Annotated in this window: 18 protein-coding genes; 6 read left to right on the top strand and 12 right to left on the bottom strand. The window is 42.2% G+C overall.

Going from position 1 to position 21,048, the window contains the following annotated elements; genetic code table 11:
- Position 1 precedes the first annotated feature (1 nt).
- Both hutH and H5164_RS15095 read left to right on the top strand, forming a co-directional pair.
- The gene (gene hutH / locus H5164_RS15100; RefSeq protein WP_182742492.1) at positions 2–1,540 is read left to right on the top strand and encodes a histidine ammonia-lyase; all 1,539 of its coding nucleotides are present in this window, start codon (positions 2–4) and stop codon (positions 1,538–1,540) included.
- 353 nt (positions 1,541–1,893) lie between these two features.
- The gene (locus H5164_RS15095) at positions 1,894–3,138 is read left to right on the top strand and encodes a mechanosensitive ion channel domain-containing protein (RefSeq protein ID WP_220487642.1); all 1,245 of its coding nucleotides are present in this window, start codon (positions 1,894–1,896) and stop codon (positions 3,136–3,138) included.
- 247 nt (positions 3,139–3,385) lie between these two features.
- On the opposite strand, the gene H5164_RS15090 is transcribed toward H5164_RS15095, so the two are convergent.
- From H5164_RS15090 to H5164_RS15070, 5 genes are all read right to left on the bottom strand, one after another.
- A complete protein-coding gene (locus tag H5164_RS15090) occupies positions 3,386–3,940 on the bottom strand; it encodes a 1-acyl-sn-glycerol-3-phosphate acyltransferase (protein WP_124016677.1) in 555 nt (184 codons plus the stop codon).
- Positions 3,941–4,279: 339 nt separating this feature from the next.
- Positions 4,280–4,747: a DUF2489 domain-containing protein gene (locus tag H5164_RS15085; RefSeq protein WP_124016678.1), complete on the bottom strand. Its 468-nt coding sequence runs from the start codon at positions 4,745–4,747 to the stop codon at positions 4,280–4,282.
- A gap of 95 nt (positions 4,748–4,842) precedes the next feature.
- Complete coding sequence (gene yihI, locus H5164_RS15080) at positions 4,843–5,391, bottom strand: Der GTPase-activating protein YihI (protein ID WP_124016679.1); 549 nt, start codon at positions 5,389–5,391, stop codon at positions 4,843–4,845.
- 55 nt (positions 5,392–5,446) lie between these two features.
- Entirely contained in the window at positions 5,447–6,109 is a 663-nt protein-coding gene (locus tag H5164_RS15075; protein ID WP_124016680.1) for a methyltransferase domain-containing protein, read from the bottom strand.
- Positions 6,110–6,946: 837 nt separating this feature from the next.
- Entirely contained in the window at positions 6,947–7,570 is a 624-nt protein-coding gene (locus tag H5164_RS15070; protein ID WP_182698217.1) for a cytochrome c, read from the bottom strand.
- Between the two features lie 263 nt (positions 7,571–7,833).
- Here H5164_RS15070 and yihA point away from each other — a divergent pair, with 263 nt between their 5' ends.
- A complete protein-coding gene (gene yihA, locus H5164_RS15065) occupies positions 7,834–8,496 on the top strand; it encodes a ribosome biogenesis GTP-binding protein YihA/YsxC (RefSeq protein WP_124016682.1) in 663 nt (220 codons plus the stop codon).
- Positions 8,497–9,180: 684 nt separating this feature from the next.
- Here the strand turns inward: yihA and polA are convergent.
- A complete protein-coding gene (polA, locus tag H5164_RS15060) occupies positions 9,181–11,940 on the bottom strand; it encodes a DNA polymerase I (RefSeq protein ID WP_182756943.1) in 2,760 nt (919 codons plus the stop codon).
- A gap of 530 nt (positions 11,941–12,470) precedes the next feature.
- Between polA and elbB the strand changes: the two genes are divergently transcribed.
- The gene (elbB, locus tag H5164_RS15055) at positions 12,471–13,124 is read left to right on the top strand and encodes an isoprenoid biosynthesis glyoxalase ElbB (RefSeq protein WP_182723160.1); all 654 of its coding nucleotides are present in this window, start codon (positions 12,471–12,473) and stop codon (positions 13,122–13,124) included.
- A gap of 87 nt (positions 13,125–13,211) precedes the next feature.
- On the opposite strand, the gene glpG is transcribed toward elbB, so the two are convergent.
- From glpG to H5164_RS15030, 5 genes are all read right to left on the bottom strand, one after another.
- Positions 13,212–14,063, bottom strand: a complete 852-nt coding sequence (glpG, locus tag H5164_RS15050) for a rhomboid family intramembrane serine protease GlpG (protein ID WP_182756941.1) — start codon at positions 14,061–14,063, stop codon at positions 13,212–13,214.
- Entirely contained in the window at positions 14,060–14,368 is a 309-nt protein-coding gene (glpE, locus tag H5164_RS15045; protein WP_124016686.1) for a thiosulfate sulfurtransferase GlpE, read from the bottom strand. The genes glpG and glpE overlap by 4 nt, the downstream gene beginning before the upstream one ends.
- 111 nt (positions 14,369–14,479) lie before the next feature.
- Complete coding sequence (gene tdh / locus H5164_RS15040) at positions 14,480–15,505, bottom strand: L-threonine 3-dehydrogenase (protein ID WP_182756939.1); 1,026 nt, start codon at positions 15,503–15,505, stop codon at positions 14,480–14,482.
- A gap of 24 nt (positions 15,506–15,529) precedes the next feature.
- Positions 15,530–16,723, bottom strand: coding sequence for a glycine C-acetyltransferase (locus H5164_RS15035; protein WP_182756936.1), 1,194 nt, complete (start codon positions 16,721–16,723; stop codon positions 15,530–15,532).
- A 334-nt stretch (positions 16,724–17,057) separates the two neighbouring features.
- Positions 17,058–17,714 carry a TetR/AcrR family transcriptional regulator gene (locus H5164_RS15030; protein WP_124016689.1) on the bottom strand — a complete coding sequence of 219 codons (657 nt, stop codon included), beginning with the start codon at positions 17,712–17,714 and terminating at the stop codon, positions 17,058–17,060.
- A 117-nt stretch (positions 17,715–17,831) separates the two neighbouring features.
- Here H5164_RS15030 and waaA point away from each other — a divergent pair, with 117 nt between their 5' ends.
- Complete coding sequence (gene waaA, locus H5164_RS15025; protein WP_182756934.1) at positions 17,832–19,094, top strand: lipid IV(A) 3-deoxy-D-manno-octulosonic acid transferase; 1,263 nt, start codon at positions 17,832–17,834, stop codon at positions 19,092–19,094.
- Between the two features lie 44 nt (positions 19,095–19,138).
- Here the strand turns inward: waaA and H5164_RS15020 are convergent, their stop codons facing one another.
- A complete protein-coding gene (locus H5164_RS15020; protein WP_182756932.1) occupies positions 19,139–19,867 on the bottom strand; it encodes a 3-deoxy-D-manno-octulosonic acid kinase in 729 nt (242 codons plus the stop codon).
- A 110-nt stretch (positions 19,868–19,977) separates the two neighbouring features.
- On the opposite strand from H5164_RS15020, the gene H5164_RS15015 reads away from it, so the two are divergent.
- Complete coding sequence (locus H5164_RS15015) at positions 19,978–21,039, top strand: glycosyltransferase family 9 protein (RefSeq protein WP_182756930.1); 1,062 nt, start codon at positions 19,978–19,980, stop codon at positions 21,037–21,039.
- The last annotated feature ends 9 nt before the right edge of the window (positions 21,040–21,048 follow it).

The raw sequence follows: 21,048 nt of genomic DNA, 5'->3' as shown, positions 1-21,048 counted from the left end.
CATGTCGACTTATTCATTTGAACTTATTCCAGGTACGCTAACCCTGGCACAAACCCGTGCGATCAGCCGCAATGATGTCAAGCTGACTCTTGCTACTGCAGCGATTGAAGACATTAAGCAAAGTGCTGAAATTGTTCAGCAGGTGCTCCGCGAAGGCCGAACTGTTTACGGCATCAATACAGGCTTTGGTTTATTAGCCAATACTAAAATTGCCCCTGAAGACCTGCAATTACTGCAACGCTCTATTGTGCTATCTCATGCCGCAGGTATTGGCAAATACATGCAAGATGCCACTGTGCGCCTAATGATGGTATTGAAAATTAACTCATTAAGTCGCGGCTTTTCGGGCATTCGTTTAGAAGTGATCGAGTTTTTAATCCAGCTAATCAATGCCGGTGTGTATCCATGTGTGCCTGAAAAGGGCTCGGTTGGTGCATCAGGTGATTTAGCGCCACTCGCACACATGTGTTTGCCGTTATTAGGCGAAGGCGAAATGAGTTATCAAGGCCAGATCATTAGCGCTAAAGAAGGCTTAGACATCGCCGGATTACACCCCATAGAATTAGCCGCTAAAGAAGGTTTAGCGCTTCTCAATGGTACTCAAGCATCGACAGCGCTAGCGCTTGAAGGGTTATTTAATGCCGAAGACTTGTTTGCTGCCAGTTCAGTGATTGGTGCTATGAGTGTTGAAGCGGCTATGGGCAGTCGTAGCCCATTTGATATACGCATTCATGCTGCGCGTGGTCAAAAAGGCCAAATTGATTCGGCCGCTATTTTCCGTCATCTGTTAAGCAATGAGTCAGAAATTAGCTTAAGCCATACCAATTGCGAAAAAGTACAAGATCCCTATTCACTGCGTTGTCAGCCGCAAGTGTTAGGTGCCTGTTTAACCCAAATACGTCAAGCTGCAGAAGTGCTTGGGGCTGAAGCTAACGGTGTTACCGACAATCCACTGGTGTTCCAAGACACTGGCGATATTATTTCGGGCGGTAATTTTCATGCGGAACCTGTAGCAATGGCGGCAGATAATCTTGCAATTGCGATTGCTGAAATGGGTTCAATTTCCGAGCGTAGAATGGCTTTACTCATTGATTCTAGCTTATCTAAGTTGCCGCCATTTTTAGTGGATAACGGCGGGGTGAATTCTGGTTTTATGATTGCTCAGGTGACTGCGGCAGCGTTAGCGTCTGAGAACAAAACCTATGCTCACCCAGCCTCAGTAGACAGCTTACCCACATCGGCTAACCAAGAAGATCATGTGTCGATGGCCACCTTTGCTGCACGGCGCTTACGCTACATGAGCGAAAATACCCGTGGTGTATTAGCCATTGAATTGTTAGCTGCTGCACAAGGACTCGACTTTAGAACGCCTTTGCAACCAAGTACAGCAGTGGCAATGGCCAAAGCCGAACTGCGTGACATCGTCACGTTTTATGATAAAGACCGGTATTTTTCACCTGATATCGAGAACTCGGTCGATTTGTTATCGAGTGCAAGCTTTAACAGGCTGCTGCCACAGGGTATGTTACCGAGCTTTTAGTGATGCCACTGATCATTAGCATAAGATATTGATCAATAATCCGATAAAGGGCCGTAAGGTCCTTTTTTATTGCCTTTCTTGTTCAAGGCTAAGCTAATTTTTGTTTAATCTTTCATAGGTATACTGGCACTATTTATCACTGCTAACATAGCAGTGACTTACATTTATATTGAGCGTGTTACTGATCTTGTCGAGGTTTCGTTAACGTTCTGCATCAACACAATGCATAATGTCATATTGATAAGCCTGTGAATGCTTTATCATTTTTTACGCGATTTAATTTAAGTCTCTTTATTGAGTAAAGAAAACGTCTTGCTAAGGATTTTTTTGTGAATATAGATGTACGAGTTGAAATGGCGGCCTGGTTAACCCGCTTAGGTATTAATAGCCAACCATCGGATGGTGTTGCCACATCAATATTAGTTCTTGCTTGTTTGCTAGTGGCAGGTATCAGTTACTACATTACCCACAGATTTGTGGTTCATGGTGTGAATGCCGTGATCCGTCGCTCCTCGGTGACTTGGGACGATATTTTTATGCGCTTTTTTGTATTTGAGCGCCTCGCTATTCTGGTACCGATTTTAATCCTCGATTTATTAATGCCTATTTTAGTGACTGAGCACCCGTTAATCAGTGCCATTATCGACCGTTCTCTTAGCGCTTTGTTGGTGTTCTTTATTATTCGCGCAATATATAGCGGCCTAAATGCCATCGATGAAATTGCTGATGTTAATCATGTGAATCGCCGTTTACCGGTAAAAAGCTTTGTTCAGCTAACCAAATTATTCCTGTTCTTTATTGGGTTAATTGTCGCATTTGCCATTTTAGCCGACCAGTCGCCTATTTATTTTTTTAGTGGCTTAGGTGTGGCAACTGGTTTGGTAATGCTAGTGTTTCGCGACACTATTTTGGGTTTTGTTGCCGGAATTCAGTTAGCGGCTAATCGCATGGTGAGTAAAGGCGATTGGATCCAAATGGATAAGTATGCTGCAGACGGCGCAGTTGAAGACGTCACATTAACCACAGTCAAAGTCCGCAACTGGGACAATACCATTACCATGATCCCAGCCTATGCATTAGTGTCTGATGCATTTAAAAACTGGCGCGGCATGTCTGAGTCTGGTGGTCGACGGATTAAGCGTTCAATCAACATCGATGTAAATAGTATTCAATTTTTAACTGATGAAGAACGTCTACGCCTAGGTAAGGTGAATTATTTAAAAGAATACTTACCACAAATATTTACTGAAATCAGTGTCGCTAATGCTAACGTAAGTGATATTGAAATGAAGGTGAACGGTCGTCATCTAACCAATATCGGAACATTCAGAGCATACTTACAAGAATATTTGCGCCGTCATGAAAAAATACATAAAGACATGACATTGATGGTTAGGCAGCTTGCGCCAACGACTGAAGGCTTACCCATCGAGTTGTATATTTTTACCAATGACATTCGATGGACCTATTACGAAGCCATTCAGGCCGATATTTTTGACCACATTTTTGCCGTGTTACCCGAGTTTGGTTTACGTGCGTTTCAAAATCCGACAGGAACCGATATTCGCAGCATAAAGCAACACACCGAACAAGATTGATAAGTGGTCAGATAATGGATCTCTGAGTCGTTAAATCACCGATACGACTCTTTATATCAGGGCTGTGCCCGTGCAAGCCAGTTGGTTAAATAATCTCAATAGGCAAGTTCGGGCAATAAGTCACCACAGCCATAGTGTGTCGACAGGTCTGAGCATAGTGATAGGCAGGGTTAAGTGACTCAGCGTATAAACAAGGACTGTGAGTTAAAGGTTATTTCTTCATTGGCTAAGCAGTAGCATATCGCCGCTATTTTTGTTGATAGTCAGGAATTACTTTTGGGTGCACACCCTTGATTGAACGATAGAAGTCCATTAACTGGTTTATTTCCGCTTCAATCTCTCCGCTCGGCTTTAAGGGCTTGGCAATCACAATGGCCTTTCGGCCAAAATCTAATCCTATTGGCACAATATCAACATTGGCTTTGGCTGCTATATGATAAAAACCACTTTTCCAACGTGTTACAGGGCTGCGGGTACCTTCTGGTGCTAAGGCTAGTTTATAAAGCGGATCTTGTTGGAATAACAGTACGACGCCATCAACTAAATTATTGTATTTGCTTCTATTGACTGGACTGCCGCCCATGGCGCGAAACATCCACCCCCAAGGTGGAATAAACAGCTGATGCTTGCCCAAAAAGTGGATTTTAGTGCCTAACGCACTGCGAGCGATAATACCGATAATGAAATCCCAGTTACTCGTATGTGGGCCAACAATGATGACGCACGGCCTGGTTTTATCCAGTTGGCCATCTATTTTCCAACCAAGTATTGTGAGTAATCCAGAGCAAAGTGAGCTGAACATGGCGTCATTCCAATCATTGAGCTTTATTAAGCTTTTTGTTTTATGGTATTGACTCATCAAAGCCTGTGCCGAGAATCGGAGTCAAACATGTTTTCTAGCTATTGCGACGTGTCAGTGTATCTGATCTCATATCAGCATAGTCGATCATCATGGTCATTTGATGCTTGAATCTGACTTAAAATAATCGCTGGCATGAGACTATGTTAGGCATGGGCTGAAATGCTCATCAGGAAAATTTGTGCCTCAAGAGTGTGCTTATTCGCCCTAGTGAAATATCGCTTAGCAGAGCACATCGGCATGCTAAGCGTGTAGCATCAACTTATTCTTAAGCGGGATGTGTTAGTGAGTGCTTGGTTTGCTAAATTCTGCAATGCGTTTTGCCTCGTCTAGGATGGCTTGTTCTAATTCTGCTTCTGACTTCATCCGTTCCAAATCTAATTTCATCCGCTGTTGCTTTGGTAAAGCAGTGCGAGCTTCCATAATAGGGTGGTTTCTAATCAGCTCATAATGGCTAAACAGCTTAGGGAAGTCGGCGACAACTTGTTCCGACATGGATAAGGCATCAAATAATTTGCCAATGCGCATAACGCCTTCAGACAACTCACAGCGATCTTCTAACATTGCTGCAGCAATATAGCGGATATCGGTCAGTATCTGCTGTCTGCGCTCTTCGGCTTTAGCCTTACGCTCTGACTGTGCGAGTTGATTAGCTTGGGTGCGACGCTTAAGCGTTATCAGTAAGTATGTTGCGTAAGTTGCAAGGGCAATAATGATGAGTAATGCAATAACGATGGCGGTTGTAGACACAATTTATCCTTTTCTGAATACAAAACTGGCGCCATATGCGCCAGTTTTCTGATATCAAACCAAGAAATAGCTTGGTATTACTTTCATCGAGCAGACTAGTCTTTCTGCTGATAATCTTTAAGCAGATCCGCACCTGATTCAAAACGATTCAATAGGTCATCGTCGCTCAGTTGCTTTTTAGGGCTTTCCATTGGCGTATCATCACCATCAGTAAGACCTAAACTTAACATCAGTTGCTCAATTCTGTCTAATTGAGCGTCCAACCACTTTTGATCTGCGTCAGATAAATCACGACCTTCTTCAAGTTGGTCGAGTAACTGATTTAATCTTGGATCGTCTTCGAGTTTCAATAACTTTTGCTCGTCAGTTAGCTTAGGCTGTTTAGGCTTAACCACTAAAGGCTTGGTAATTGATGTTGGTAATATTAATGCGACCGGCTTTTTACTGCCATGGCGTGCATCTTTATTTTTAACCGTTGCATTATCCGCAGCTTGTTTAAGCAACGTTTCATTATGACGGCTGCCTGATTTACGGCCGGTTTCTGACTTTTTACCATCGACCGCATTGCGATCGACTTTTTTTACTCTTGGGGCAAACTTAGCGCCGTTTTCGCCGCCTTTGCGAGTTTTTTTACTGCGAGCCATGATGTTCTCGTTAGGTTTTCTAAACACGTCCTTGCAGATCAATTTCTACAAGACACTAAATAAGGATGCGCTTTATATCAGATTTTGATGATTTTTGCATCAAAACCAGATCTTTCAATGCAAATAATAGCTCAAAATCACTATTCAATGCTAAATATTCAAATGTAGAGTGCTGATAAAAGCTTACATGAGTTGGATTGTTTTTGTAATGCCATTTGGCAAAATGGTCTTTATCAGTCAGTAAGGGAGTGCTTATTGCTAACCAGCCACCCGGTTTAATCAATTGATTGAGTAAGAGCCATTCTCGGTGAGGATGACGAAAGTGTTCAAAGACTCGATAACAGCACACAAAATCATAACGCTGTTGCAGCACTGACTGATCAGCAGCAAAAAAAGGATCGTACTCATTAACAATATGGCCGGCATCAGCGATAGATTGTCTACTGTGCTCGTCAAGTAAGCGGCCAAAATTGAGGCCTGTTAATGTACCGGTTTGTTGCTGAGATATTTGATCTAACAGTGGCAGAATAAATTGCGATAATGGCTTCTGTTTCGATGACTTTTGCGATCGACCATAGCGCTGCTTCTCAAGATCGGGCATCAGATGAGATTTTGGGTTAGCAAAGACTAAACCACATTGTTCGCAGCTGTAGAACGCTCTTTTTTTGTCTTGAACAAAAAATTCAGCAATATGATTACAAAGCGGACATACATTCATCAAATACAGCAGCACCTAAGTATTGACTGGATAAACGATTATATAGCGAATGCGGTTAATTAAAAGTAAGTATTTGAAATCAAGTCGATATTAATGCTTTTTAGGCATAAAAAAAGGTGGCAGTATAAACTGCCACCTCGTAAAACAGTGCTTAACGCACTTTATTCTGATTCCAAGTATCCGTACTTGCTATGTGACTGTCCCGGTCAGATCTTTATTTATTCTGCTTTCCATGCCGTTTTTAGTTGTTATTGGTCATCAATGACGCTTTTTTATATTCTGTTGCCGTCCTGACTACAGCTTCCGTAGATGGTCTTCAATGACGCATCATTATCCTAATTGTCTTCAATGACATTAGTTAACCATCCTTGTTGCTTTGTACCTTCGAGCGATAAAGCTTCCAGTGTGCATCCTCAGCTATAAGCTTTGTCAGCTATTATTTGAATCTTCAAATAATACTCTGGGTTATCAGTCACTCTGTTGTGTAAGGCAGTGCTAAACAGCATATCGACCAATCGGTCTGTTCCTTACAAATTTTACGACCAGTATTTCAAGATGAAATATCGACTCATGTAGTTATTATTAGTGAGTGGTCTTAAATTATTATTATTATAAATTAGCTTTATTCTTATATCTTAAATGTATCAGTCCGAAACCTGCTTGATGTTATTAGATTTATATTACAAACAGCTGGGTTTACCTCGGTACGGGGTGTATTTAACGCTAAAACAACGAACACTGTCAAGTAAAAATCAGTGAAGTTGACGTAAACGTAAACTTTAGGCGGTAAAAAATGGGCTCAAAAGCCCATTCTTTATTAGTGAATATTCAGTGGTATTAATGCTTAATACTTGAAATATATTTAGATAATGCTTCGATATCAGCATCAGATAATTTTTTCGCTACATCTTGCATCATGCCATTTAAATCGTTGTGACGAAGTCCATCACGGAATTGTGTTAGCTGAATTTTGATATAGTTAGCATGTTGACCGCCAACCATAGGGAAACCTGCAGCAGAGGCGCCTTTACCTTCCGGTCCATGACAAGCAACACATGCGGTAATTCCACGAGCGGTATCACCGCCTTTATATAGTTTTTCACCAGCAGCAGGTACATCGGCAACATTTGAGGCCGCTTGTACTTGGCTAGAGAAGTATGCTGAAAGGTCTGCAATGTCTTCATCACTGAGTCCCATAGCAAAGCCGATCATAATTGGGTTCATACGACCCTCTGCACCGCCGGTTTTCGCAGCTAAACGAAATTCAGTCAATTGTTTTTCAAGGTATGCAGGATGTTGACCTGCTAATTTAGGATACATATCAATCATACTATTGCCGTCAGCACCGTGACAGGCAGAACATACGATTGCTTTAGTTTTGCCTACTTCAGCATTACCTTCAGCCATAACTGATGATGACATAGCGGCTACTACAGACAGCGCAAGAGCTAACTTTTTCATGGCGTTCCAACTTCTAGTTAATTTATTGTCCTGAGCTTACTAGGAAGACCCGCAAGCGTGGTAAAATGTTTTTCCAAGCGCTTTGATGTAGTTTACGATGCTCGTTAAGAGTGAGATCATTTTTGACTACATCACACATATCAGCTTTGCTTGGGTATATAATGTGATCTGCCTAATATTTTACACGAAAATGTGCAAAAGTAAGCAATTGTTAAAAATTTATGGTAACGCGTTTACTAGAAGTAATTTAATTGGAGTTAAGAGTGACAGAATCTCGTATCGATTTCCGTAGGGCTAAGTTTTTAATCAGTGCGCCTGATATTGCGCATTTAGATCAGTATCTTCCTGGGGATATCGGGGTTGAGATTGCGTTTGCTGGACGCTCTAATGCCGGTAAATCCAGTGCGTTAAACGCACTTACTGAACAAAAAAGTTTAGCTCGAACCAGTAAAACCCCTGGTCGTACCCAACTGATTAACGTGTTTCAGTTAGATGATGATCGTCGTTTAGTCGATTTACCGGGTTATGGTTTTGCCCAAGTTCCTTTAGCGTTAAAAAATAAATGGCAAGAGGCGCTTGGCGAGTATCTGCAAAAACGAGCTTGTTTAAGTGGCGTGGTGGTGTTGATGGATATTCGTCATCCATTGAAAGATCTTGATATGCAAATGATTGAGTGGGCCGTGATCAGTAATATTCCGGTGTTAGCATTGTTAACCAAATCGGATAAATTGACCCAAAGTGTCAAAATGAAAACAGTTAATGATGTCCGTGCTGCCTTAAAAGATTTTGGTGATAAAGTACAAGTGGAGACGCTGTCATCGCTAAAAGGCACGGGTAAACCTAAAGTGCTCAGTATTCTAAATGATTGGTGTCATCCCCAATGGTTAGCGGAACAGAAGGCCGAGCAAGCTTCAGAGTCTGAGTAACGATAGCATGATGTAATTGATTACCAACAGCACGAAAAGCCGACAACCAAGTCGGTTTTTTTATGTGTTTGATATGAGAATAGTGATTTTCAAGCAAAAAAAAACCGATAACCAAACGGTCATCGGTACAAAAAAATTAGCTCTTTTGGGGAGAAGCTAAATTCAACAAGACTCAAGTGCCATCAACTCAATTTGATGACTCTCAATAACCATACAATAACCTTTTTTTAACCAACATTAAAGTATTTACTCTAAATATTTTCGCGGTGAAAAAAAATCAAAAAAAAGCCCCAGCAACCTGAGTTGCTGGGGCGCCGAATTTGGCTAGTCACTACTGCTAGTGAAATAAAGGTTTGAAAGATTGAACATCTTAACCTCTGTACCCTACAGCGAATATAATACCGTATCCGCCTTAAAATGAAAAACTGTTTTTCATATAAAGATACAATAACTGTGAGTTTGGCAACAAATTAATGCAGCTTTGTTAACTGTGTCGACGAAAATGTTGTGTTTATTAGGTTGATTTGGGGTGTAGGTTATGCGCTCAAGGTCAACAGATGTTGAAAAGCGTAGCCGTTGAAACGTTTGGCCAATAAAAATGCCGTATTCCAATGAATACGGCATTTTATGCTTTAGCAACTTAGGTTATTTATCTTATGCAATGCAAACCTATCAAACTACGACTTAGTGGGCTTCATCCCAATTGTCGCCAATACCTGCCTCTGCTAACAAGGTCACATCTAATGATGCTGCTTGTGCCATTAAATCGCACACTTTGGTTTTGAGTGTTTCTGCTTGAGCTTCATCCACTTCAAACACTAATTCATCGTGTACTTGCATGATCAGGGTAATTTCACCTTGAGTATCTTGGTTAATCCACTGGTGGATAGCAATCATGGCTTTTTTGATTATGTCTGCTGCAGTCCCTTGCATGGGAGCATTAATCGCTGCTCGCTCTGCGGCTTGGCGGCGCATGGCATTGCGATCGTTGATTTCAGGTAAATATAAACGACGGCCAAATAAGGTCGAAACATAACCCAATTCAGCAGCAATGGCGCGGGTTTCTTCCATATACTTAAGCACACCAGGATAGCGAGCAAAATACGTGTCTATGTAGGTTTGTGCTTCGTTGCGTGGAATATCTAATTGCTTAGCTAAACCAAATGCAGACATGCCATAAATTAAACCAAAGTTAACCGCTTTGGCGCGGCGACGTTGCTCGGTCGTGACTTCTTCAAAGTGCACCCCAAATACTTCGGCTGCAGTGGCTTTATGAATATCTTTACCTTCAGCAAAAGCGGTCAGTAAGCCTTCATCTTGAGATAAATGAGCCATGATACGCAGTTCGATTTGTGAATAATCGGCCGCTAAAATTTTTCGACCCGCAGGAGCGATAAAGGCTTGGCGAATACGGCGGCCTTCTTCGGTACGGATAGGAATATTTTGTAAGTTTGGCTCACTTGATGACAAGCGGCCTGTTGCGGCATTCGCTTGATGATAGCTAGTGTGAACCCTGCCTGTTATGGCATTAACCATTAGCGGCAGTTTATCGGTATAAGTGCTTTTTAGTTTTGCTAGGCTGCGATGCTCGAGAATAACTTTAGGTAAAGGATAATCAAGTGCTAGCTCGACTAATACGTCTTCAGCAGTTGATGGTGCACCCTTAGGAGTCTTTTTCTTTATTGGGTAACCTAGTTTTTCAAAAAATAGTGTCTGTAGTTGCTTTGGTGAGGCTAAGTTAAACTTCTCTTCGGCTATTTCGTAGGCTTTGTTTTCTAAATCATCCAGTTTTTTGGCTAACTCACCACTTTGTTGGCTCAGTAACATTGAGTCGATAAGGACACCTTGGCGTTCAACGTCTGACAGTACTTGAATTAACGGTAGCTCTAACTCATCAAACACACTGGCCAGTTTGGGTTCTTTTTCCAGTCTTGGCCATAAGTGTTGATGTAAACGCAGGGTAATATCGGCATCTTCAGCGGCATATGGTCCAGCAATATCTAAATCAACTTGATTAAAAGTCAGTTGCTTTGCGCCTTTGCCTGCGACTTCTTCAAAACTGATATTTTTATGGCCAAGATATTTAAGCGCTAATCCGTCCATGTCATGACGTGATGCTATTGAGTTAAATACATAGGATTCGAGCATGGTGTCAAAGCGGACACCTTTTAGGGAAATACCAACATTGGCTAAAATACTCATGTCATATTTGAGATTTTGGCCTACTTTCTGCGGTGTATCGCTTTCAAGAATAGGACGCAGTTTTTCAAGTGCGCTGGTTTTATCAATTTGTTGCGGTGCATCAAGGTAATCATGTGCTAATGGTAAATAAGCTGCTTTACCTGCTTCAGTGGCAAATGATAAACCCACAAGTTCAGCTTCCATGTAATTGAGGCTAGTTGTTTCAGTATCAATTGCAATCAGTTCAGCGCTATTGAGCTGTTCGATCCATTTGTCGAGTGCTTCCATCGTCAGAATCGTTTCATATTCTGCTTCAATGGTCGGTGATACCGTGATGTCTTCATCGCTATCTTTGTCGCTAACTGTGCCGCGAGGTTGCTTGTTATCTAATACTTCTGCTAACCAACGCTTGAACTCCATTTCACCAAAGCATTTAATCAGTTCATCTCGATCTTGTGGCTTAACTGTGAGTTCATGCCAGTCTTGTTCAAGTTTGACATCAGTTTTGATGGTGGCCAACTCGTAAGACAGTCTTAGCATATCGGCATTGTCGATAATTTTAGTCGGCATGGTTTTTGAGCCTCTAAAGCCCACTTCAATGACGCTTTGTGGATCCGCTAAAATTTTCTCTACACTTCCCACGCCAAGCAGCATCGCCAGCGCGGTTTTCTCGCCGACGCCAGGTAAACCTGGAATGTTATCTGACTTGTCGCCCATGAGTGCTAAAAAGTCGATGATTCTATCTGGATGGACACCGTATTTAGCCTTGACCTCTTCCGGTCCCATAATGGTGTCTGTCATAGTATTGATTAACGTGACATGCTCATTGACGAGTTGCGCCATGTCTTTATCGCCGGTACTGATTAAGGTTGCTCGGCCTTCTTTACTCGCTTGCAGGGCGATGGTACCGATAACATCGTCGGCTTCGACACCAGAAATGCTGATCAGTGGTAAGCCCATCGCATGGATGATTTTGTGCAATGGTTCGATTTGAGTACGCAGATCATCAGGCATAGGTGGACGCTGGGCTTTATATTCGCCGTACATATCGTTGCGGAAGGTTTTGCCTTTGGCATCGAAAACCACCGCAATATGACTCGGACTATAGCGACTTAATAAACTGCGAAGCATATTAACGACGCCATAAACCGCACCAGTCGCTTCACCTTTTGAATTGGTTAAATGAGGCGGCGAATAATAAGCGCGATAAAGATAAGATGAGCCATCAACTAGGATGAGCGGGTTATTGGGAATCGTTGGCATAATTAATATTCGTGTTCATTATTTTGCGAGACTAATAGGATGACATTATACCCACAGCACCTCAAGATGCTTGTGAGATTGTCAGTTATTTATCCAAAATGACGCTAAATAATCTTGACGTATGACAAGTCGTGCATTTAGTGGGACTTTATCGGTGCAAATATCTCAGGAAGTAGAAAATCAGCCACGAAAAAAGCTCCCAGCCTGTGGATAAGTCTGTGAGTGGAATAGTCAACCTTGTTGGATAGATTTTCTTACGGCTTGAAATTAAATCGGTAACTAGTTGATTTTTTTAATTTATTTTTATTTTTGTGAGCTAAATATTAATTTTAATAAATATTACTATTTTGTGGACTTTTTTATTGATGTCAGTTAAGTCACTCGCAAATTTAGTGATGTTTTGTGACTAAAAAAAGCGCATCTACTAAATTCGACGCTCTAAGTTAGCACGATTTTTAATCAGATCAACCGTTTTGTTAGTTTTTTGTTGTATTTTTTGTATTGTCACTTAAAAGATGAAGGAGAGTGTCATGAAAAAGGTTGCTGTTTTACTGAGTGGCTGTGGGGTATTTGATGGAACTGAAATTCACGAAGCGGTATTAACGCTTCTGGCGATAACCCAAGCTGGGGCGACATATCAATGTTTTGCGCCAGATATTACTCAAATGCACGTAGTGAATCATTTAACCGGTGAGGTCAATAACGACGAAAGCCGTAATGTTTTGGTTGAGTCGGCGCGAATTGCCCGTGGTGAAGTGCTTAATGCTAATGCCTTAGAGGTCAGTCAATTTGATGCTTTGGTGATCCCTGGTGGCTTTGGTGCGGCTAAAAATTTATCAAACTTTGCCACCACGGGCAGTCATTGCCATATTCAGCCTATTGTAGAGAACTTTATTCGTGAATTCGCTTTAGCTCATAAACCGGTGGGTTTTGTGTGTGTTTCACCTGTGATGATCCCCAATATTTATGGCAAAGGAGCTGTCGGTACTATTGGAACTGATTCTGATACCGCGCATGCATTTAATGAAATGGGTGGTAAGCATAAAGATGCACAAGTGGAAGATATTGTGGTTGATGAGGCCAATAAAATCGTCAGTACGCCAGCCTATATGTTAGCAACCTCGATTTTAGAGGCGCACATAGGTATTGAGAAACTGGTTACAAAAGTGCTTGAAATGGCTTAACGATTAGGCGTGACATATATCTTACATGTGAGCGGATGAATAAAAAAGCCACCTTTGGTGGCATTTTTTATTCATCCTGCAAGAGTGTTAGTTCGTTTTCGCGGCTGGTGATTTTTTGCTATCAAATAATGCTTGAGCCAAACCAACACAAAGCCCTGCAATATGGGCACCATTTGCAATAGGCATTCCCAGCACATCCGTAAAGCCAAGAACGAGCCAAACCATCATAAACCCCATATAAGATTGCGGTAAATTAATACCACAAGTGGGTTTACGGATCCCCATTAACCAAGTGTAACCCACCACAGCATAAACGACGCCAGACAGCCCGCCAAAATTAGGCCCTGTCATGTAAAACTGCACAATATTGGGTAACGTACCCGCGACGATTAATAAAAATAATAATGGTCGAGTACCTAAATTGGTCTCAATTTTACCGCCTAAATACCACCACCAAAGTAAATTAAAGATAATATGCATAGCAGAAAAGTGCATTAGGCTAGGGGTGAAGACTCGCCATATTTGGCTTAAATCACTATCAGCTACGGCGCCGAAAAAAGATAATTTAGTAAAGGTATCATTAGCAAAACCAAGGTTCATAGCAGCAAAAACGGCCACACATGCAAAAAAACATACTAATGTGAGTGGGCCTGCACCTGTCATAAACTGTTGAATTAGGCCTTTAGCTCCCGGGCCGTAGTCAAATTTAGTATCGGTAGCGCCGTTATCCCAAGATGCCTGCAAATACTTGCTGTCGTGAGGGTTTTTAGCAAACTCAAGTAACTCGGCGCGGGCTTGAACTTCATCAGCAGGATTGGTGATCGCTAGGCCAACACCCTCAGCATGAGAAACAGCATGGCATTGAATATTTAACCCTTTAAGGTAGTCAATAAATGCTTGTGCTGCACGTGCATTAGGAAGTTGGCCAATTTCTATCATGAGTGAGCTAAGCTCCAAGCGCTGAAGCCGCCATCTAGGCTGTAAACATCATCAAAACCTTGCTCATTTAAGTAGTTGGCCGCACTTTGGCTACTCATGCCGTGATAGCACACTACGACCAAAGGTTTGTCCATATCAGCATCGGCAATAAAGGTTGCTAGATTTTCATTGGTTAGATTGGTTGAACCTTCAATGTGAGCAGCGGTAAAACTAGCAGCATCACGAATATCAACAACTTGTATGTCGTTAGATTCGGAGGACATATGGATAAGCTCATTAATCGACAGATGTTTAAAACCAGACATGTTATTACCTATAAAAATGTACGCATAGCGTTTGACTAGTATCAGTCTGCAACAAGGGGTTGTATAAATACAACCCCTTGCTAGTGTGGATATGCTAGATGTTAATAAAAATTAATCCCAGCTCAGGATAACCTTGCCAGACTGACCTGAGCGCATTGCATCAAAGCCTTTCTGGAAATCATCAATATTAAAGTGATGAGTAATGATCGGAGATAAATCTAAGCCAGATTGGATTAAACTGGCCATTTTATACCAAGTTTCGAACATTTCACGGCCATAAATACCTTTGATGATCAAACCTTTAAAAATGATTTTGCTCCAATCAATAGCCATTTCGCCACCAGGAATACCTAGCATGGCAATTTTACCACCATGGTTCATCGTGTCTAACATGGCATGGAATGCCGATGGCACACCTGACATTTCTAAACCGACGTCAAAACCTTCTGTCATGCCAAGCTCTTTCATCACATCTTTAAGACTTTCTGTGGCGACATTCACTGCGCGGGTTGCACCCATTTTACGAGCAAGATCAAGTCGGTATTCGTTTACATCAGTGATCACGACATGACGTGCTCCGACATGTTTACACACAGCAGCAGCCATAATACCAATAGGACCAGCGCCGGTAATTAATACGTCCTCACCGACTAAATCAAATGATAATGCGGTATGTACAGCGTTACCGAAAGGATCGAATATAGCCGCTAAATCATCTGGAATATCAGCCGGGATCTTGAAAGCGTTAAATGCAGGTAGCACTAAGTATTCGGCAAATGCACCGTCACGGTTCACACCCACACCTGAAGTGTTACGGCATAAGTGAGTACGGCCTGCACGACAGTTACGGCAATGGCCACAAGTAATATGACCTTCACCCGATACGCGATCGCCAATATTGAAACCGCGAACTTCCTGACCCATACTGACAACTTCACCGACATATTCATGGCCAGCAATCATAGGTACAGGAATGGTTTTTTGTGACCATTCATCCCAGTTGTAGATATGGACGTCAGTGCCACAAATAGCCGTTTTACGAATTTTAATCAGTAGGTCGTTGTGACCCATTTCTGGTTTTGGTGCATCGACCATCCAGATGCCTTCTTCAGGCTTTAACTTACTTAATGCTTTCATGTTAATGACCTATGTTGTCTGGAATTAGATAATGCCCATTTCTTTACCAATACGGGTAAAGGCACCAATTGCATGATCAAGTTGCTCGCGGGTGTGTGCCGCAGACATTTGGGTGCGAATACGCGCTTGGCCTTTAGGCACTACAGGAAACGAGAATCCAACCACGTAAATGTGTTCTTGCAACAAACGGTTTGAAAAGTCACCTGCCAATTTCGCATCGCCAATCATAACCGGAATAATGGCATGGTCTGCACCACCTAAGGTAAAACCTGCTGCTGACATTTGCTCACGGAAATAACGACTGTTTTCCCATACGGCTTCACGCAAGTCTTGACCGGTTTTTAGCATTTCAAGCACACAAATTGATGCACTAACAATAGAAGGCGCTAATGAGTTTGAAAACAGGTAAGGGCGCGAGCGTTGACGTAACCATTCAACCACTTCTTTCTTCGCTGCAGTAAAACCACCCGATGCACCACCTAAGGCTTTACCTAATGTACCGGTAATAATGTCGACACGATCCATAACATTACAGTATTCATGGGTTCCACGGCCATTTTGACCGATAAAGCCTACGGCATGAGAGTCATCGACCATCACCAATGCGCTATACTTATCGGCTAGATCACACACACCTTGAAGGTTAGCGATTACGCCATCCATTGAGAATACACCGTCAGTGGCGATCAAAATGTTGCGTGCACCAGCAGCTTGGGCGGCAATAAGCTGAGTTTCTAAGTCGGCCATATCGTTGTTGGCGTAACGAAAACGCTTAGCCTTACACAAACGCACGCCATCAATGATTGAAGCATGGTTAAGCGCATCAGATATAATCGCATCTTCTGCATCTAATAGGGTTTCAAATAAACCCGCGTTAGCATCGAAGCAAGATGAATATAAAATAGCGTCTTCCATGCCTAAAAATTCACTTAGGCTAGCTTCTAATTGCTTATGAATATCTTGAGTACCGCAAATGAATCGTACCGAAGCCATACCAAAACCATGACTGTCTAAACCTGCTTTTGCTGCTGCAATAAGATCGGGATGATTGGCTAGACCTAAATAGTTATTGGCGCAGAAGTTAATCACTTCTTCACTATTAACTTGGATGGCAGTTTGTTGAGCAGAAGCAATGACGCGTTCATTCTTGTATAAACCATCGGCTTTTACATCGATAATTTGCTGATTAATTCGGTCGTAAAAAGAGGTAGATGCCACCTGTGTTCTCCTAAATATGGTTATTATGCTTATCCAAATCACGCAGTAAACACCGCGATAAATGACAGGGTGTTCTGGAGTTGTTGGCATTCTAACCTTTATTTTTGCCGCTCTACAGCGTTTTTTTTAGTCGTCAGACCAACATGAGTTAGTTTAGGGCTACTGATATATTCACATTAAAAAAACTAATCATTAACATGATTGATTACGATGTTGGGGAAGTGGATGCATCCGTCCAACATCATCCGCAAGTAACCGACTCAATTGTAGTCGGTTACTTGCGGATTGGAAGGTATGTTATGGATATGAGATAAGCGAGAATGTCAGTATTTGGTTACGCAGCGTTATGGCGCTCTTGGCTGGCTATATCTAAATAATGTTGTTCTAAACGGCAAAATGTTGCACTTGACGTAGGCGTAGAATAAGCCTGAAAAATCATCAAAACTCGCAATAGTCCATCATACAGAGTGGCTTTAGTGATAGTTGATGTGCTGGATTGGGTTAATTGATAGCTGATCCAGAAGCTGACCATCATTTTAATGGTATCGGCAAGCGCAGTGACTTTATTATCATCGACATCGAGGAAACCGTCTTTTTTGAGTTTGCGAAGCACATCGCTTGAACGATTAAGCACTTGTTGTTGAGCATGTAAATAGCGTTTTTTAAGTGCTTCATCACGGCTTAAAATATCAGCTAGGTTGGCATACATAAACCTGAACTGCCATAAGGTGTAGAACATGGCATCAAAGTAACCCATTAATAACTCAATCGTAATAGGCACATCATCATAAGGCTTAAAGCCTGACTCTAAATGACTTTCATATAAACTAAAAATCGAATTGATAATGTCTTCTTTATTGCGGAAGTGATAATACAAATTACCCGGACTAATACTTAAGTGAGCGGCAATATGGTTAGTCGTAATGCTACGCTCACCATGTTCATTAAATAACTCTAAGCTGGCAAAAATAATTTTATCGCGGGTTTTCATTTGATTTCCATATTCATTATTAGCTTATTATCGGTCAAATAATTGCTTAAGCCGACTTAGTATGAGTATGTTAACATTGTGCTCATCTGACAAGCAAAAATCGATGACTCTTCTTCCATGAACCGTATTTTTTATTCTTTATTTCTGTATTTATTGTTTCCGCTGGTGGTGCTCTATCTTGCATTTCGGGCAATAAAAAGTGTCGATTACCGTCGTCGTTGGTCTGAACGTTTTGGCTTGGCGAAACTAGAGCAAACTGATGTATTGATCCACAGCGTGTCTATGGGGGAAACCCTGGCGGCGATTCCCTTGATTAAGCAGCTTATGGCTGCGCACCCAGATTATTTATTTACCGTCACCACTACTAGCCCAACAGGGTCTGCTGAGGTGGTAAAAGCATTTGGCGATAAGGTACAGCATTGTTATCTACCATTTGATTTTTCTTATGCTATTAAAAAATTTCTCCGCCAATTACAGCCCAAAGTATGCATTATCATGGAGACCGAGTTATGGCCTAACTTAGTCCACTTTGCCGCGCGGCAACAAGTGACTGTGATTTTAGCCAATGCACGTTTGTCGCAGAAATCAGCCGATAAATACGCTAAAAAGCGTCGTTTAGCAGTACCTATGTTAAATAAACTCAAGTTGATTACTGTTCAAACTCAGGCTGAAGCAGAGCGGTTTATTCATCTGGGAGTGGAAGCTGAACGCCTACAGGTGTGTGGCAGTTTGAAGTTTGATCTCACGATTGATCCCATTAAAAAACAGCAAGCCAATACGCTTCGAGATCAATGGCATCGTGTTAACTCACCCATTTGGGTAGCAGGAAGTGTTCATCCTGGCGAGTTTGAGGCAATGTTAAGTGCCCATAAGCAGCTACTGAGTTATTTTCCAGATGCATTATTGATCATGGCACCCCGACATCCTGAGCAATTCAACTTAGCCGCGATTACGATTACTCAGTCTGGATTGACCTTAGCTAGACGCAGTATGCATGATGAAGTGAATGGGCAAACTCAAGTGTTACTTGGTGACACTATGGGGGAACTGGTTATGCTATATGGTACAGCTGATCAGGCATTTGTTGGCGGGACACTGATTAATAATGGTGGTCATAACCCGCTTGAACCTGCTGCCATGGGGCTACCTGTGTATGTTGGTCCCAATCATTGGGATTTTGCTGAAATTACGCAATTACTCGCAGATGCCGGAGCATTAAGCTGCATTACTTCTGCAGAACAATTAGCCCAAGAGTTACAACATAAGTTCACAGATAACCCCCTATATCAATCGGCGTCTTTTGCCGCTCTTGCAGTGGTTGAGCAAAATCGTGGTGCGTTATTAAAGCAGTTTACATTGATCAATCAACTTATCGTTTAATCTTGAACGGTTAATCGTATGACAAGGCCAGACGATGACTTGGTTTAGATAGGATTAACGCTTTGATAACCGCTAAGTAATTGCTGCCAGTGCTGTTGATTAAATTGCAGCGTAGCGAGTTTGGCGAGTTCTTTTTTAAAAGAACGTAGTAACCGCTGCAGATTGGCTTGTTGCCAGCTGGCTTGTGGTTGACGTAATTCACCTCTATCAAAATCAATTAGATAGAATTTCCCTTGAGCCAGTAGGATATTTTTAGCATTTAGATCTGCGTGATACACCCCACGCAGATGAAATTTGGCAATGGTCTCACCGAGTAAATACCATTGTGCTTCTGTCATTGGCTTATGGCGTAAATGCGCCACTAAATCGTTTGATCCCGCGACATGTTCAATGATGATGTCGGCCCGATACCATAAACCAAAGCGCTCAACATTCGCTGCTATTGGACGTGGAACAGCAAAGCCTTCTTGATATAAGGTTTCCAGTATGGCTAATTCAGCCACAGCGCGAGTATGTTGTAGGCCAGTATAAAGATAGGCATCACGGCTCAACTTTTCCATCATCCCACCACGCCAGTAATGACGTAACACCCATGTTTGCGGCGAATCCGAGTTATCGGTTTTGACAAACCAGGTGGTATAACGCCCCTTAGATTGACCGACAATGGCATTTCTTTGTTGCCAAGCCTCTACGGCAAAGTCGTGAGGTTCCAGTTGTTGGGCTGTAGTTTCACACCAGGCAATATGGCCAAGTTGAGTGGTTTTTATTTGCATCTAATTATCAATAGCATTGGCGAGATTGTGGATCGAAATAACATTATACCTTAAGATCACTTACTTTCCTCCACCGTCTTACTTCTTCATTTAAGCATATTGGATAATCAATGAAAGCTGACTTTAGTGCGATACGTTCATTATGTTTACTGCGTTTATCTGCTATTGGTGATGTTTGCCACGCTGTAGCTATGGTACAGGCTATTCAAAAACAGTATCCCGATCTGAGTATCACTTGGGTTATTGGCAAGATCGAATATCAGTTACTTAAACACTTACCTGGCATTGAGTTTGTTATTTTCGATAAGTCTAAGGGCTGGCGTAGTTATGTTCAGTTACGTCGTGATTTACATGGTCAGCGTTTTGATGTGTTGCTGCACATGCAAGTTGCCTTGCGCGCAACCATAGCATCGTTAATGATTAAGGCCCGAGTGCGGGTCGGATTTGATAAAGCAAGAGCCAAAGAAGGTCAATGGTTGGTTACCAATCATGCCGTTGAGCCCTTGGCCACGCCGCATGTATTAGATGGTTTTATGGGCTTTGCTAATGCCATTGGCGTAGAAGACTTAACCCCAAGCTGGAATATTCCGGTACCGCAAGCCGATACTGATTTTGCTAAACGGCTCGTGGGTGATGATAAGGTGTTGGTGATTTGTGCTGCTGCCAGTAAAGCAGAGCGTAATTGGCTGCCAGAGCGTTACGCTGCCGTAGCCGATTACGCCATTGATCAAGGTTACCGAGTGATACTGTGTGGCGGCCCAAGCGCGCTAGAACAAACCTTAGCAGATGTGATTCAATCTCATAGTCAGCAGCCCTTTGATAATCAAGTGGGCAAGACATCGCTTACGCAACTGCTTGCGGTGTTAAAGCAAGCGACAATAGTGCTTGCACCAGATACCGGGCCATTACATATGGCGGTGACTCAAGGTACTCCGGTTATTGGTTTATATGCTCATTCTAATCCCGGGCGAACGGGTCCCTATTTTTCTCGCCAATACACTGTGAGTGTATACCCGCAAGTAATAGCAAAACAATTTGATGCACCAGTGAAGTGGGGCACGCGCGCTAAAGGCGAGCATTTAATGGCAATAATAGAGGTTGATGAGGTTATTGCCTCCTTCAAACAGTTTTGCGCAGAGCAATACACAGTTTCAGCTGCTGGTTTACGCTGATAGAAGATC

It is taken from the genome of Shewanella sp. SG41-3 (assembly GCF_014164545.1).
In the GTDB taxonomy this organism is placed as follows: Bacteria; Pseudomonadota; Gammaproteobacteria; order Enterobacterales; family Shewanellaceae; genus Shewanella; species Shewanella vesiculosa.
The sequence above is the reverse complement of the archived record's forward strand: the minus strand, read 5'-3'. Positions and strand labels throughout refer to the sequence as shown.